The 15,388-nt window shown below is 70.4% G+C and carries 7 protein-coding genes and 2 pseudogenes; 4 read left to right on the top strand and 5 right to left on the bottom strand.

Annotation, left to right across the window (positions count from 1 at the left end):
• The first annotated feature begins 185 nt into the window (after window positions 1–185).
• Entirely contained in the window at window positions 186–1,592 is a 1,407-nt protein-coding gene (locus OHA98_RS19760; protein ID WP_266927529.1) for an IS1380 family transposase, read from the top strand.
• Between the two features lie 452 nt (window positions 1,593–2,044).
• Here OHA98_RS19760 and OHA98_RS19755 read toward each other — a convergent pair.
• Window positions 2,045–3,248: pseudogene (locus OHA98_RS19755) on the bottom strand (IS3 family transposase).
• Window positions 3,249–3,388: 140 nt separating this feature from the next.
• Between OHA98_RS19755 and OHA98_RS19750 the strand changes: the two are divergent.
• Window positions 3,389–4,786 (top strand): IS30 family transposase, encoded by a 1,398-nt coding sequence (locus tag OHA98_RS19750; RefSeq protein ID WP_266927527.1) that lies wholly within the window; start codon window positions 3,389–3,391, stop codon window positions 4,784–4,786.
• Between the two features lie 267 nt (window positions 4,787–5,053).
• Here the strand turns inward: OHA98_RS19750 and OHA98_RS19745 are convergent, their stop codons facing one another.
• Complete coding sequence (locus tag OHA98_RS19745; protein ID WP_266927525.1) at window positions 5,054–5,254, bottom strand: hypothetical protein; 201 nt, start codon at window positions 5,252–5,254, stop codon at window positions 5,054–5,056.
• Window positions 5,255–5,289: 35 nt separating this feature from the next.
• On the opposite strand from OHA98_RS19745, the pseudogene OHA98_RS19740 reads away from it, so the two are divergent.
• Both OHA98_RS19740 and OHA98_RS19735 read left to right on the top strand, forming a co-directional pair.
• Window positions 5,290–5,660 (top strand): annotated as a pseudogene (locus OHA98_RS19740) (glycosyltransferase family 39 protein); the annotation flags it as partial.
• Window positions 5,661–6,167: 507 nt separating this feature from the next.
• Window positions 6,168–6,710, top strand: coding sequence for a class I SAM-dependent methyltransferase (locus tag OHA98_RS19735; protein WP_266927523.1), 543 nt, complete (start codon window positions 6,168–6,170; stop codon window positions 6,708–6,710).
• A 15-nt stretch (window positions 6,711–6,725) separates the two neighbouring features.
• Here OHA98_RS19735 and OHA98_RS19730 read toward each other — a convergent pair whose 3' ends face one another.
• From OHA98_RS19730 to OHA98_RS19720, 3 genes are read right to left on the bottom strand one after another with little or no spacing between them, the layout of a single operon-like run.
• The gene (locus tag OHA98_RS19730; protein WP_266927521.1) at window positions 6,726–7,463 is read right to left on the bottom strand and encodes a thioesterase II family protein; all 738 of its coding nucleotides are present in this window, start codon (window positions 7,461–7,463) and stop codon (window positions 6,726–6,728) included.
• Window positions 7,460–13,639 (bottom strand): condensation domain-containing protein, encoded by a 6,180-nt coding sequence (locus tag OHA98_RS19725; protein ID WP_266927519.1) that lies wholly within the window; start codon window positions 13,637–13,639, stop codon window positions 7,460–7,462. The genes OHA98_RS19730 and OHA98_RS19725 overlap by 4 nt, the downstream gene beginning before the upstream one ends.
• Window positions 13,636–15,342, bottom strand: coding sequence for a non-ribosomal peptide synthetase (locus tag OHA98_RS19720; protein WP_266927517.1), 1,707 nt, complete (start codon window positions 15,340–15,342; stop codon window positions 13,636–13,638). The genes OHA98_RS19725 and OHA98_RS19720 overlap by 4 nt, the downstream gene beginning before the upstream one ends.
• Between the last annotated feature and the right edge of the window lie 46 nt (window positions 15,343–15,388).

Below are 15,388 nucleotides of genomic sequence, written 5' to 3'. Positions count from 1 at the left end.
TTCCATGTCATCCCGGACTCAGCACCACCGGAGGCTAGAAGAAGACATCGGACTCATTCGTCTAGCCTCGCCATTTCGGTTGAGATGAGGCCGGAAGCGGGAAGAAAATACGAAAGTGCCTTCTGAGCTGGGACGATGAACCTTGTCGAGGGGTTCTGTCGGTCCAAGCGGAAGGCACTTTCTGCGTGCAGGGTATCGGTTCTCGTGCCAAGCTCCACGTCTCCACTGACGGTTCGGGGGTGGTGGGGCACGCGGGCGCACGGTTGCTGGCGGATCTCGCCGAGGCCACCGGCCTGACAGGCGCGTACTCCACTGCGCTCGGGCCGCTACGTCCGCGTGGCACCGGGCACGATCCGGGTCGGACCGCCACCGATCTCGCGGTGATGCTCGCCGACGGCGGTGAGGCGATAGCGGATCTGGCCGTGCTGCGGGACCAGGGCGAGGTATTCGGACCGGTCGCCTCCACGCCCACCGCCTGGCGGTTGCTCGCCGACATCGACGGGGCAGTGCTTGCTTCGCTGCGAGCGGCCCGCGCCTCAGCCCGGGAAGTCGCCTGGATGCAGGCCGCCGAGACCGGCCAGGGCATACCCGCCGTCCGGGCCGGCGGACGAGAACTTCCCGGCCTGGTCCTGGACCTCGACGCCACGCTGATCACCTGCCACTCCGAGAAAGAAGCGGCCGCACCCACCTACAAGGGCGGCTTCGGCTTCCACCCGCTGTTGTGCTTCCTGGCCAACACCGGCGAAGCACTGTCCGGCCGGCTCCGGCCCGGGAACGCCGGTGCCAACACCGCCGCCGATCACATCACTGTGCTGGACGACGCTCTCGCACAGATTCCCGACGTCCACCGGCACGGCACCGACATTCTTGTCCGCACCGACAGTGCCGGATCCGCGAAAGCCTTCCTCGCCCACATCCGGGCTCTGCGTGAGCACGGCCTCAACCTGCGGTTCTCGGTCGGATGCGCGGTCACCGAGCCGGTCCGCCGTGCTGTCCGAGCCATACCCGACGCTTGCTGGCACCCCGCCCTGGACCAGAACGGAACTCTGCGTGACGGCGCCGAGGTCGCCGAGCTCACCGGCATGGTCGACCTGACCGGCTACCCGGCCGACACCCGCATCATCGTGCGCCGGGAGCGCCCGCACCCCGGAGCCCAGCTCTCCCTGTTCGATCAGGACGAGGGCCTGCGCCATCAGGTCTTCCTCACCGACACCCCGTCCTGCGGTGGCGGTCCCGCCCAGTTCCTGGAGGCCCGTCACCGCGGGCATGCCACCGTCGAGGACCACATCCGATGCGGCAAGACCACCGGCTTCGGCCGCTTCCCCTCCCGGGACTTCGCCATCAACGCCGTCTGGCTCGAACTCAGCCTCGCGGCGACCGACCTGCTGGCCTGGACCCGCGTCCTGCTGCTGAACGGCGAACTGGCCACTGCCGAACCGAAAAAGCTCCGCTACCGACTGCTGCACGTCGCCGCCCGCCTCACCCGAGGCGGCCGACACCTCCGCCTGCGGATATCGGCGACCTGGCCATGGAGAAACGAACTCGCCGACGCTTTCCATCGCCTTGCCGCACCGCCCCGACCAGCCGGCTGACCGACAACCCCTGCCCGCCCACGACCCGAAGGACCCTGGAGAACCCGACCACCGCGCCGGGCCTCCGCCATGCCTAAACAGCCAAATCACCTCGCCCACCCGGCGGCTGACGATCAGCGACGACTCATCACCCCAACCGAAACGGCGAGGCTAATTTCCTGGGCGACCCCGGCGCGGGCAGTGTCCAGGTTCGAATCGAGGCTGGTGCCGTTCAAGTGAGCTCCTGTCGGCGAGTCGGCGGGCAGTGCTGCGCCCCGCCGGCGAGTGGTCCGTCCGTTGGCGGGGCGCGGGGTGGGGCAGGGGGTGCCCTGCCGGTGGTACGGCGAGGCACCGCTGTCAGCGTGTGCTGGGCTGCCCGCAGGCGGCGGTGATGATCTCGGCGTGGTCGAACGCGATGTTGCCGGGGGTGTCGAGCGGTACTGAGGTGACCCCCGGAGTGTGGACACAGGGGTTCATGCTGCGAGTTGGAGTTTAGCTGTCTTGTGGTGCTGCTGTTCGAACTCGATAGGGGAGAGGTAGTCGAGCGCGCTGTGGCGTCGGCGGGCGTTGTAGTAGGTGAGCCACCGGAAGATTTCCAGTCTCGCCTGTTGCATCGTCGAGAACAGCTTCCCGTGCATCGTCTCTCGCTTCAGACCCTGCCAGAAACTCTCCGCGAGGGCATTGTCGTAGCTCGAGCCGACCCTTCCCATGCTCCTGCGGATGCCGTACCGGTCGCAGACCTGGGCGAACGCGGCGGACGTATATTGCGATCCGCGGTCCGCGTGGAAGATCACTCCGGCGGCTTGCCGCCGCGGGCCGCGACCGCGGCCTGGAGCGCGTCGATGACGAGCTCGGCCCGCATGTGCGGCGCCATCGACCAGCCGAGTACCCGGCGGGAGCGGATGTCGATGACGCAGGCCAGGTAGAGCCACGCGGCTCCGACCTGCACGTATGTGATGTCGCCGCACCACTTCTCGTCCAGCGCGCCAGCGGTGAAGTCCCGCTGGACCAGGTCCGCCACCGGCGGCGCGAGGCGGTCCGGGACCGTGGTGCGCTTCTTCTTCCGCAGGTGGCGGCCGATGATGCCGTGCTTGCGCATCAGCCTGGCCACCCGTTTGCGGTTGACCGTGTGGCCGAAGCCGCGCAGTTCGGCGTGGACCCGGAGTGCGCCGTAGTTCCCGCGGTGTTCGCCATGAATTTCGCGGATCTCCTCGACCAGGGCGTCCTCGGCGGCCTGGCGCTCCTCCCGCGCCTGGGCGCCGGCGATCCACCGGTAGTAGCCCGAGCGGGAGACTGCCGGCACCCGGCATATCCGCTTGATGCCGAACATTCCGGCGTGGGCGGAGACGAAGTCCCAAGCGGCGGTCTTCACTTCATCTCCCGGGCAAAATAGGCGGCTGCCCGTCGCAGGATCTCGCGTTCCAGCTGCCATTCCTTCTCCGCCTTGGCCAGCCGCGCGTTCTCCGCGCGCAGCCGGGCCAACTCGGCCTCGGTGTCCTGCGACGCGCCTGCGGCGACTGGACGACCGTCGGCATCACGCACCCAGGTCCGCAGCGTTTCGGGGTTGACGTTCAGATCAGCCGCGACGTCCTTGAACGTCCGCCTGCCGGCCGAAGCCCGCCACAACGCGATCGCGTCGGACCGGAACTCCGCACTGTACTTCGAGGGCCTTGCCACGTGGATCTACACCTTCCAGGATCAACAAGATCCATTGTCAGGTGTGTCCACACCACGGGGATCACCTCAGTTGAGGACGACAGCACAACACTGGGTGGATTCAACTGATCGTCGCAACACCTCGACCCTGGAGGTGTTGGATGGGTCGGCCAGCGGGATGGGCCACGCGGCTGACGGGGCGTCCGGCAATGCGGTCGCCGGGACGGCCCCCAATCCGTCGGGAGGTGGAGCGGGCTTTCTGGATGAAGATCGCCGAGGGGATGACCAGCGAGGCGGCGGCGGTCTCGTGCGGCGTATCCCCAGTGGTGGGGTCCCGTTGGTTCCGTGAACGTGGCGGCATGCCGTCGATCCAGCTCAGCACGCCCTCGGGCAGATACCTGTCCTTCACGGAACGCGAAGAAATCGCGCTGCTCAACGCCCAGGGCCTGGGAGTCCGCGAGATTGCACGCCGCCTGGGCAGGGATCCGTCGACCATCTCGCGGGAGCTGCGACGCAACGCGGCCACCCGCGGCGGGCAGCTCGGCTACCGGGCCTCGATCGCCCAGTGGAAGGCGGAACTGGCGGCACGGCGTCCGAAGACGCCGAAGCTCGTGGCCGATGAACGGCTGCGTGAGTATGTGCAGGACCGGCTCGCCGGGGATGTACGTCGTCCGGACGGAACACAGGTCACCGGGCCGAAGACGCCTCGGTGGAAGGGACGGAACAAGCCCCGCCGTCAGGACCGGCGGTGGGCGACGGCCTGGAGTCCCGAGCAGATCGCGGGCCGGCTCAGGACGGATTTCCCCGATGATGAGTCCATGCGCATCTCGCACGAGGCGATCTACCAGGCGCTTTACATCCAAGGACGTGGAGCCCTCAAGCGTGAGCTGGTCGGCTGTCTGCGTACCGGGCGTGCGCTGCGGGTTCCCCGCGCCCGAGCCCGACGGCGGGCGAACGGGCACGTCACCCCCGAGGTGATGATCAGCCAACGACCGGCCGAGGCCGAGGACCGGGCAGTCCCGGGACACTGGGAAGGCGACCTCATCATCGGCACCGGCAAGTCCGCGATCGGCACTCTGGTCGAGCGCACGACCCGGTTTACCATGCTGCTGCACCTGCCCCGGATGGAAGGCTTTGGCACCGAGCCGAGGGTGAAGAACGGGCCGGCGCTGGCCGGTCTGGGTGCCGAGGCCGTCAGGGACGCGATCGCCTCCACGATCACCACGCTGCCCGAGCAGCTGCGTCGCTCGTTGACCTGGGACCGCGGCAAAGAACTGGCACAGCATGCCCGGCTCCGCGTCGACACCGGCCTCGAAATCTACTTCGCGGACCCGCACAGCCCGTGGCAACGCGGCACGAACGAGAATACGAATGGGTTGCTGCGGCAGTACTTTCCGAAGGGCACGGACTTGTCCCGATGGCAGACAGACGACCTCGCAGCCGTTGCACTCGCCCTCAACAGCCGCCCCCGCAAAACCCTCGGATGGAAGACACCCGCTGAAGCCCTCAACGAACACCTACTCTTGACTCAAGAAGCCGGTGTTGCGACAACCGATTGAGTCCGGGCTGGACACCCTCGTCTCCGTGGTGGACACCTCCGTCCCCCCACTTCAATAGCGTCCCCCGCTGAGACCGCACCGTCAGCAAAAACCACAGGTCACAGCCCACTTCGTATCGCGATTCCCATCGTAGCGAACAGGCATTTCTCGTTGACTTGCGTCAGCAATCCTCACCATACGCCAAACATATTTGCCACAAATTCGTTGCCCTCCAAGGGCTCGGCGACCAACCAAAGTAGACATCGGGACGAGAATTCGTACTGGCAATTATGTGAGAGTCAACACTTTGAGGGCACCCTTGATTTCACGGGTCACCTCGTCGACATCAAAGGTGGGCATCGGTTCGTAGTCGGCACTGGCGAGTCCGTTGCGCAGGTGGAATCTGGCGCGCAGGGCGGGGCCCGGGGTGCGGTCCCACCGGCTCCAATTGCCGATGCCGCGGTGCAGACGCCAGTGGAGTTCGTCCACGGGATCGGTGAGGGGGAATTCGCAGCGGTGGGCCGGGAAACGTCGACGTCGCGCATGAGTGCTATTACCTGTTCATGCACGGCTTGTTCGAATACCTCGGACCCAGCACCACTACCCTGCGGCTGCCCTCGGTGTCGGCCACAGGAGTGGCGGCAGTCTGTGTAGCAGTCATCGGCCAACGGCTGGCAGGGATACGGGTGGGCCTGGCGGGGGGGGGCTGGCGTTCGGCCTTCTTCCGGCCGTGCAGTTCTATCTCCAGGAGGGCCGGCCGTACGCACTGGTCGCTGCCGGAGCCGGGATTTCGACCCTGCTGCTCGTAACCGCGCTCCAAGGGCACGCCCGGCTGCCGCACTGGTTCGCCTACGGCGGCACTGTCCTGGCATGCGGGCTGCTGAACTGGCTCTCGAAACGAGGAACGGGCCGCCTTCAGCAGGTGGCAGAGGAAAGCAACACCGTAGGTGGTCTTCTCCGCCTCGATGAACGTGTGCATCGCGTTCACCGATCGCTCTCCTTCGCGAGGAAGACCGCGGCTTCTCACAGGACCTCGATCGTCTTGGCCTGCTCGGCGTTCTGCCTGCGCAGCCGCTTGAGCTCCTCGCGCTCGGCGGTGGTGAGCTCACCGGACTTCCTCACCCCGGTCCGCCTTGGCCTGGCGGTACCTGCCGCGCAGGGACTCCGAGCTGATGACGAGCTCCCGGGCAACGGCGGTGACCGTCTTACCGTGGAGTCGACCGGCGCGATCGCGTCCCGTTTGGGCTCCGCGGTGTACCGCTTCGTGTACGTGCTTCCCACCTGGTGCTGCGTCCTCTGGAACCTCATGTCCCGGTCTCCAGGTGTCCTGGATCATGGGGAGGGTTCAGGGTGTCGGGAAACCGTCCTGTGGGTGGCTCGGCGCATGTGCAAGGGTGGCCGTATGAAGTGGAACGGTGACGAGTACCAGGCCCGGTTTGACCACATCGCCGCCGAGGGAGGGGATGTCCACGGCGAAGCCGCGCTGGTCCGCTCCTTCCAGCCCGCCACCGCACTCGACGCGGGCTGCGGTACCGGCAGAGTGGCCATCGAGCTGGCCTGTCACGGCATCGCCGTGACAGGCGTGGACATCGACGAGTCGATGCTCACCACCGCCCGGCGGCTAGCGCCGGAGATCGTCTGGCGCCGGCACGATCTGGTCGGTCTCGACCTGGGACAGTCGTTCGACGTGGTGGTGATGGCGGGTAACGTCCCCCTGTTCACCCCGCCGGGAACGGAACCGGCCCTGGTGGCCGGGGTAGCGGGTCATGTCCGGACGGGCGGGCACCTGGTCGCGGGGTTTTCACTGGACCGGGGTTACACGCTGGACGACTACGACGCCCACTGCCGTGCGGTGGGACTCGTCCTCGAAGCCAGGTATGCGACCTGGTCCCGAGACCCGTACGCCGACGGGGAGTACGCCGTCTCGGTGCACCGCCGACCCTGACGCCCCCGGCCGCGGTCAGGGCAGCGCGTGCCGGATTGCGTCGGCCAGCTCTGCGGGACGGTCGCGCAGCAGATTGTGGCCCGCGGCGATCTGTGCGGTCGTGTGGCCGACCGTCGTCAGCGCCGACCACGCGGCGATGTCCTCCTCGGCGACGGTGAGGTCCTCGGTGCCGCGGATAGTGAGGATCGGCGACGCCAGCGGTGTCCATCGTGCCGTTCCGGTGAGGTGCTCGTGGGTCGCCCGGTAGTCCGCGCGCAGCGCCGGAGCGACCATCTCCAGGATGTCCGGGGCGCCGAGCAGGTCGGCGGGCAGGTAGCCGTCCGCGACGACCTGGGCGAAGAACTCCTCGTCCGGGCGGTCCCAGCACCCGGCGGCCGTACGGACGGCTGTCCCCGGTGCCTGTTGTGCCGAGGCCACGAGAAGGGCGGCACCGCACGGCTCCAGTGCGCGGGCCGTCTCGTACGCCAGAACCGACCCCGACGAGTGGCCGTAGAGGACAATCTCCGCCTCGTCCGCGTGGGTACGGATGGCTTCGGCCAGTCGCCCGGCCAGTGCCAGAAGGTCGTCGATCGGGTCCTCGTCGAGCAGCGACTCCCTCCCCGGCAGACGGACCGCCACTGGGCGCAGATCCCCTGCCAGCGCCCGGCCCAGTGCCAGCACGGCGCTGACGCCTGCTCCCGCGTGCGGGAAGAGGTAGGCCACCCGCCCCTGCCGCTCGGCGGGCACGAGGTCCACCAGCCAGTTCTCGCTCAACGCGACTCCTCCCGCTCGGTCGTCTCCAGGGCGTTGGTGAGGGTGCGAAGGTAATCGCAGGCGGTGTCGAGCAGGCGTTCCGCCCCGTCGCCGTCCTCCGCGTGCGCCAGCCTCAGGACCAGTTCGCCCCCCGTCATGTGCGCGCTGAACTCCCAGTGAAACGGGCGATGGTTGGTGGGGCCCCGGTCACCCTGGTCCGGCAGCGGGGCCTCCACGAGGCCGGCGTCGGCCGGATCCGCCGCCGGACCGGTGAACACCGATCCGAGCCTGCCCAGGTAGTTCACGCTCAGCCAGGGGCGGTCCACTTCCGCGAGCCGGGAACGGACCGTGGTGTCCGAGGTGCCGTAGCGCAGCATGCCGTGTTCGAGGCCGTCGCGCGAGCGCGCCGCCCGCGCGCTGTCGAGCACCTCCAGCGGATCGGCGTCCGGAGCTGCATCGACCGGCAGGGGGGCCAGCGCGGTGAACCAGCCCACGGTTCGCGACGGGTCCATACCCTCGATGACCTCCTCCCGGCCGTGGAGTTCCATCACGGCGCGGACGGTGTGGCAGCCGAGGCGGGCGGCGGCCGCGCTGGCCGCCGCTGCCAGGACGGCGTCGGCCGGGTGCGCACCGCGGTGGTGCAGTCCTCCCAGGAGGGACGCGGTGTGCGCGGTGCCGAGGGTGCGCTGGGCGACGCGGGTGCCGCCTTCGTACGTCGTGGGCGGCGGACCGGGGACGGAGCCGGGCGGGGTGTCCCACCCGGCGAGGTCAGCGCGGACGGCGAGGCGGTCGGCGTGCTCCCGCAGGGATCGTGCCCATGCGTTGTAGGCGAGGGGCACCGGGGGCAGCCGGACGGGGAATCCGGCGTCCCGGTGGTCGCAGGCAGTTCGCAGGTCACTGAGCAGCACGCCCCAGGACAGCACGTCGACCACGAGGTGGTGCGCCGTCAGTACCAGCAGCCGCTGGCCGGCCCCGCCGCTGATCAGTGTGGCGCGCAGTAGTGGGCCGGCCGCGATGTCGACACCCCGCCTGGCATGGTGGATCGCGGCGGACGTCTCCTCGTCCCCAGGCGCCGACACCTCCTCGATCTCGACGGTCTGTGCCGTCGGGTCGCCGACCTGTTCCCAGCCCGTGCCCCGTGGACGGAAGCGGTGACGCAGCACGCCGTGGTGGTCGGCGACGGTACGGACAGCGGTCAGCAGTGCCTCCGTGGTCAGATACGGGGGTACGCGCACCGCGACCGATTGGTTCCAGTGGCCCGCGTCGGGCAGTCCCAGTTCGAAGAACCAGCGCTGGACCGGGGTGAGCGGGATGGACCTGCGCCGAGCGAATCGCTCGCTCACCTTGGCCGCTCCGGCGGCCGAGGTGGTGACCCGGGCCAGGGACCGGACTGTTGGGTGGGTGAAAAGGTGCCGTCGGGTGACCTGCAGCCCGTTCTCGGCGGCCTTCGCGGCGATCCGCACGGCCTGCACCGAGTCGCCGCCCAGTGTGTAGTAGTCGTCGTCCGGGCCGACGTGTTCGACGCCGAGGATGTCGCGCCAGATGCCCGCGAGTGTGGCCTCGACGGCGGTCATGTCCTGAGCGGGTTCGGGTGTCCCGGGACGGGCGGGTGCGGGCGGCTGGAGGGTCCGTGCGGCCTTGCCGTCCGAGGTCCTGGGCAGCCTCGCCGCCACCAGCAGTCGCCGCGGCAGCAGGTGGGCGGGTGTCTCACGGCGCAGCAGGTCCATCAGCCTGCGCTCGGACACGGTCCCGTCCGTCTCCGCCGCCGCGGTCGTCCCCTCCGCCGTGCCGCCCGAGAAGACCGTGGCCGCCCGTACGGCGGGGTGGCCGCGCAGCACACGTTCGACGCGTGCCGGGTCGTGATGGTAACCGTGCTCGGAATGGATGTCCCCGACCCGGCCGAGGACGATCAACCTCCCGTCCGGGAGGAACACGCCCGCGTCCCCTGTCCGCCGCACTCGGGCGTCGGGGGTCAGGGGGTGCGGGAGTTCGGGGCTTCGGGGTGCCGTGCCGAGCGGTGCCGGTGTCTGTGCTCCGACGCAGATCTCCCCGGGTACGCCGACGGGGCAGGCACGGCCCCACGCGTCCACGGTGCATAGCGGCGAACCGGCCGGGGGCCTGCCCACGGGCACGATGCCGGGGGCCGGTCCGGTGGTCTCCGCAGGTGTGTCGGAGGGCACCGTCTCCCCGGCGAGTGCCAGTCCCCATTCGATGCCGCCGTAGGTGTGCACGAGGCGGCAGTCCGGGGCGTGGGAGTACCACCGGTGCACGAGGTCCGAGCCGAGCGTCTCGCCCCCGACGATCAGGGTACGCACTGCGGGGGTGGTGCCGTTCTCGTCCAGGAGGGAAAGGAGGGTGGTCAGTTCGGTGGGCGTGACCGCGGCCGATGCCGCGGCTCTGCCGCGTGCCAGTTCCTCCAGCCGTGCGGCGGAGGTCAGGGGCACCGCGGTGCTTCCCGCGGCGAGGGTGGTGAGGAGGTCGAGCGCGAGCCGGTCGGCCGTGCCGCGGGCGATCAGCACCTCGCCCCGCTCGTCGTCGTGGACGGCGTTCGCGAGAGCCCGGTGCGCAAGCACCATCGGGCGGCGGGTGCCGGTGGTGCCGCTGGTGTGCACCACCAGCGCGGGGGCCCGGAGTTCGGTGGGGCGCTCGGCCCGGGGCGCGGGTGCACCGCCGATGCGGACCGTGGGGGTGTCCGGGGCGTTCACGGAGCCCGTCATGTCCACCAGGGCCGCCGCTCCTGTCTCGGAGATCCCGGCGGCCGGGGAGTTGTCTGCCCCGGGGACGGGGGCGCAGACCAGGCCCGCGCGCAGGACTCCCAGGCACGCGGCTGCCAGGTCGGCCGGCCGCTCGGCATGGACGGCCACGACGGCGGAGGGGGAGAGATCGGTGCGCGCGAGCAGTGCGGCGGTCACCAGGTCCGCGGCCCGGCCGACATCGCCGAAGGTCGCCGTGTCCGTGCCGTCGACGACCGCGAGGGCGGCGGGGTCCGTCGCGGTCCACCGCCGGACGCGGTCGGTGACCGGCTCGGCGGGACTCGCCGCGGCGGGCGGGCGGGCCGTGGGTGGGGCCTGCGCGGAAAGGGTGCCCAACGCGGTTTCGGGTGCGGCGAGGAGGGTGTCCAGCAGGGTCTCGAACCGGGTGGCCAACCGGTTCACGGTGGCCCTGGTGAACAGGTCGGTGTCGTACTCCCACGTGATCGAGATCGAGTCGTCGCCCTCGAAGACGGCCCCGGTCAGGTCGTAGACGGCCCCGGTGCGGCGCAGTGTGAAGGTCTCCAGGGTCAGCAGGCCCAGGGGCACAGGTATCCCGTCGCGGTCGGCGGACAGCAGGGTGCCCACGGTGCCGAGTGCGGGGTCGTGCGCGGTGTTCTGCCCGAAGGCGACTTCCACCAGCGGGGCGCGGCCCCGGTCGCGGGGCGCGCTCACCGGTCCGAGGAGGTTTTCCAGGGGGACACCGCTGTGCTCGAGTCCTGTCAGCAGGGTTTCGGTGACGTCACCGAGCAGGGCCGAGAACGACTGGTGTGGTGTCATGCGGACCCGGTGCACCACGGGGTTAGCGAAGTAGCCGAGGACGTCGGCGAATTCGGGCCGCTCGCGGTTGGCCGTGCTCACCGCGACGGCACTGTCGGCCCGTCCGCCGCCGGTGTGGAGCAGGACGTGGAACACGGTGAGAAGCACGGCGAACGGAGTTGTTCCACTGTTGCGGGCATGGGCGCGGACGGCGGCGACCCGGGCCGGTGAAAGGCCCGCATGCACGGTCGCGCCATGCTGGCCGCGTACCGCCGGCCGGGGCCGGTCGGTGGGCAGGTCCGTGGGTGGGGGCAGGGGGGTCAGTTGGCGCACCCAGTGGCTGAGGTCGTCAGCGCCGCGGGGGGTGCGTTGCCGTGCGAGCGACCATGCGGCGAAGTCGGAGTAGGCGTGTGCGGGTGCGGGAAGGTAGGGCTCGGAGCCGGTTGTCTCCGCCGCGTGGAGCACCGCCAGTTCCCGCAGCATGACGATCGTGGACCAGTGGTCCGTGATCAGGTGGTGCTGAGAGACCACCATCACCGGGCCGCCGGACGTTCCGGTGTAGAGACGGACGCGCAGGGGTGGCTGCGCAGTCAGGTCGAAGGGCTCGAACGCGGCGTGGATCAGGTCATCGCGGTGGGTGCGGTCCCAGGTGGGTGACACCGGTACGACCGCGAAGTCGACCCGTGCCTCGGCGGTTACCCGTTGGACGGGGGTTCCGTCGAGCAGGGGGAAGGTGGTGCGCAGCGCGGGGTGGCGGTGGGCCAGGGTCGTCCAGGCCCGTCGCAGGGCCTCGGTGTCGCAGTCGCCGGTCAGGCGGGCGGCAACGGCCACTACGTAGGCCGATCCGCCCAGGTCGAGGTGGTCGGCGTGCCAGAGCGACATCTGGTTCGGTGCGAGGGGGAACCGGCCCTCGGCAGGTCCGTGGGGAATGGGGTCGGTGGGGTCTTCGGGCTCGTCGAGCCGTTCGGCGAGGTCGCGGGCGAGTTCTGTCAGTGTGCGGGGGCCTAGGAGGGAGGGTAGTGGCAGTCTCACGCCCAGTTCGTTCTCCACGGCCATGCGCAGCCGCAGTGCGGCCAGCGAGTCCACTCCCGCCGCGCGGGGCGGCGCGCCTGGGTCCACCTCGCTGGGTGGTGTGCCTGTCGTCTCGGCCACCCTACGGCGCAGATGGTTGCTGATCTCGGTGTTCCGCAGGTCCGGGGGGAGTGCCGCCAGCCGCTTTCGTGTTCCGGCCGGGTCCGCGCCGTGCTCGTCGGCGAAGAGGGCGGTGAGTTCGGTGCGGCGGACCTTGCCCAGGCGGGTGCGCGGTATCTCGGTCACCATGCGCAGCCGCTGGGGCACTGCGTGGGCGGGCAGATGGCGTGTGCAGTGGGCGAGCACGTCGGCGGGCTCGGCCGGTGCGCCGTCGCGCAGTCTCACGGCCGCGACCAGGAGAGTGCCGGTGCCGGGCAGGGGGATGCCGGCAACCCCGGAGTCGGCGATGTGCGGGTGGTCGGCGAGCACCCGCTCGACCTCGACCGGGTTGACTTTGTGCCCGCCTGTGTCGATCAGTACGCGGGAACGCCCGACGACGGTGAGTCTGCCGTGTGCGTCGAGCCTGCCGAGGTCGCCCGTTCGGTGGTGATCACGGCCGGGGTCGTTGACCACGGCGTGGCCCGACACCACGATCTCGCCCTCTGCGCCCAGTGGCAGGGGGGTGCCATTGTCGTCGGTGACCTGAACGCGGGTTCCGTCGAGCGGGGTGCCCACTGTGCCCGGGGAGTGGTCCTCACCGACGTCCCAGCAGACGCTGCCGGCCTCGGTGCTTCCGTAGGTCTGGCGGACGGGGAGGCCGAAGCGGTTCTGGAAGCGCCGTGCCACGGCCGGGGGGAGGAAGTTACTCCCGGACAGGCACAAGCGCACGGCGTCCAGGTCGGCCGGGGTGCCGGCGGGCAGGTCGGCCAGGGCATCGAAGAGGTGGGGCACGGCGATCAGCAGGGTCACGCGGTGCCGGGCCAGTGCCCGCACCACGGCCTCGACGGAGGACGCGCCAGTGCTGCGGTCGGGAAGGACCAGGGTGGCGCCGGAGCGTGCTGCTGCGAGGAGGCAGCAGAACTGCCCGAGTGCGTGGAACAGCGGTACCGGGCAGAGCAGGACGTCGTCGGCGGTGATGCCCGCCGTCGAGGTGATGTTGCCCGCCTCGGCGACCTGGTGGCCCTGGGTGCGGATGACGCGCTTGGGTTCGCCGGTGCTTCCGGAGGAGAGCGCGGTCACCCAGGGGCCGTCCGCTCCTGGTGGCCGGCGCCTGGTGCCCGCCGGGGGCCGGGGCAGGGGGCCGTCCACGATCAGGACGGGGCGGTCGGTGAGGGCGGACACGGGGTGTCCGGCCGTGGTGACCACCACGGCCGGGTGGCTGTCGGCGAGTCTGTGCCGCAGTGCCTCTTCGGGCTGGTCCGGGTCGATGGCCTCCACCGTGCAGCCGGCCCCGGCCGTGGCGAAGTAGGCGACCGCGAACTCGGGCCGGTTGTCCAGGACGAGCAGCACATGCGCGCCGGGGGGTGCGCCTGCGGCAGCCAGCGCTTCGGCGAACCGGGGTACGGCCGCGGCCAGTTCGCGGTAGGTCAGCGACCGCTCCCCCTGGACGATGGCTGTCGCTTCGGGGTGAGCGGTCGCTGTGGCAGCGAGCATGTCGAGCACGGGGCTTGTTCTCACTGGGCCTCCTCTGTCAGCCGCTCGGCCAGTTGGGCGGGGGTGGGGTGGACGAACACATCACGCGCAGCGACCTGCAGGCCCAGCCGCAGGTCTATCTCGGTCACAGCGGTCACCGCGGTGACCGAGTCGCCGCCGTGCAGGAAGAAGTCGGAGTGGACGGTGAGGCCGGTGACGCCCAGCACCTGTTCCCACACCCGCACCAGCTCATGCGGAGTCGGCGCGGGGTGGCGCGGGCCCGGCCGGTCGCGCAGCAGCGCGGCCCGGTCGACCTTGCCCGAGGTGGTGGTGGGAAGCCGGTCGACCGTGCGCACCTCGGCGGGGACCATGTAGCCGGGCAGCAGGGTGACCAGGTGGGCGCGGAGGCCGGCGATGTCGGCGTCGCCGTGTCCCGGGTGCCATTCCACGAAGCACACCAGCCGGTCCGCGCGGCCTGCGTCGTCTGTCGGGGCAGCCACCGCCGCCCGCCGGACGGCGGGGTGGGTGGCCACCGCGCTCTCCGTCTCTCCCAGTTCGACGCGTTTACCCAGGAGCTGCACCTGGTTGTCGAGGCGGCGCAGAAACTCCAGTTCGCCCGTGGGCAGTTCGCGGACCAGGTCGCCGGTGCGAAAGCAGCGCTCCCCATCCACCTCGACGAATTTGCGCGCGGTGCGCTCGTCGTCGCCGAGGTAGCCGATCCCGACGGTCGCGCCGCCCAGGTATAGCTCCCCCGGTGTGCCGACGGGGACGGGATGTCCCTGCGGGTCGCGGATGCTGGCCCTGATGTGCGGCAGGGGTGTTCCGATCGGGGGCAGGATGCTCCGGTCGGACCATTCCGAGATGTCGCAGAGGGTCGCGCCGGCGACGGTCTCGGTCGGCCCGTACTCATTGAGGACGCGACTGGGGAATCCGGATGGCGGGTAGGTGGCGATGCGCTCGCCGCCGGTGCGGATGAGCCGGACGTCGCCCAGGTCGACGCTGTCGAGGCGGAAGACGGCCTCCAGCAGCAGTGGGGGGATGTAGGTCTGGGTGATGCGGTTGACCCGTAGCCAGTCCACGAGTGCGCGGGGCGAGGAGCGGACGGTGTCGGGCGCGATGTGCACGGATGCGCCCGTACTCAGGAAGGGCCAGAGTTCGTCGATGGTGACGTCGAAGCCGGGCGAGCCGATCTGTGCTCCCCGCTCGGACGGTGCGGCGCCGACTGACCGGGCGTACGCGGCCACATAGACGTCCATCGCGGCCCGGCTGATCAGCGTGCCCACCGGGGAGCCCGTCGATCCCGAGGTGAACAGGCAGTACGCGGGGTCCTCCGGGCGGGTGCCCGGATCGGGTGGCGGGGGGCCGCCCGGGGTCAGAAGCGCTTCGGGTGCGATGGCGGGGACCCCGCCGGTCCGGGCGAGTTCTTCGTCGTCGGTGACCAGCAGGGCCACCGAAGCTCGGTTCAGCAGGAGGCGCAGCCGTTCGGGTGGCTGGGTCTGATCCAGCGGGGCGAAGCAGGCGCCCGTGAGCAGGACGGCGAGTTCGAGGAGGAACAGATCCGTTGTGCGGGGCAGCACCAGCCCGACCCGGTTCCCGGGTCTCACGCCGAGAGCGGCCAGGGCGCCCGCCGCCGAGCGGGCCCGGGAGTCGAGTTCGGTGTAGGCCAGCCGGGTGCCCCGGTGGTCGGTAAGGGCCACGGCGTGCGGAGTACGGCGCGCGTGGCGGGCCATGGCGTCCAGCAGGTCCATCGCTACCCCTTCTCTGCGGGGCCGGGGCGCGTACGGCGGTGGTGAA

It is taken from the genome of Streptomyces sp. NBC_00654 (assembly GCF_026341775.1).
GTDB lineage: Bacteria > Actinomycetota > Actinomycetes > Streptomycetales > Streptomycetaceae > Streptomyces.
Note: the sequence above shows the minus strand (reverse complement) of the source record. Positions and strands in the feature narration are given on the sequence as shown.

Coding starts and splice junctions, on each gene's coding strand:
- OHA98_RS19735 (WP_266927523.1), top strand. CDS start 6,168: ATGAAGTGGAACGGTGACGAGTACCAGGCCCGGTTTGACCACATCGCC.
- OHA98_RS19720 (WP_266927517.1), bottom strand. CDS start 15,342: ATGGACCTGCTGGACGCCATGGCCCGCCACGCGCGCCGTACTCCGCAC.
- OHA98_RS19750 (WP_266927527.1), top strand. CDS start 3,389: ATGGGTCGGCCAGCGGGATGGGCCACGCGGCTGACGGGGCGTCCGGCA.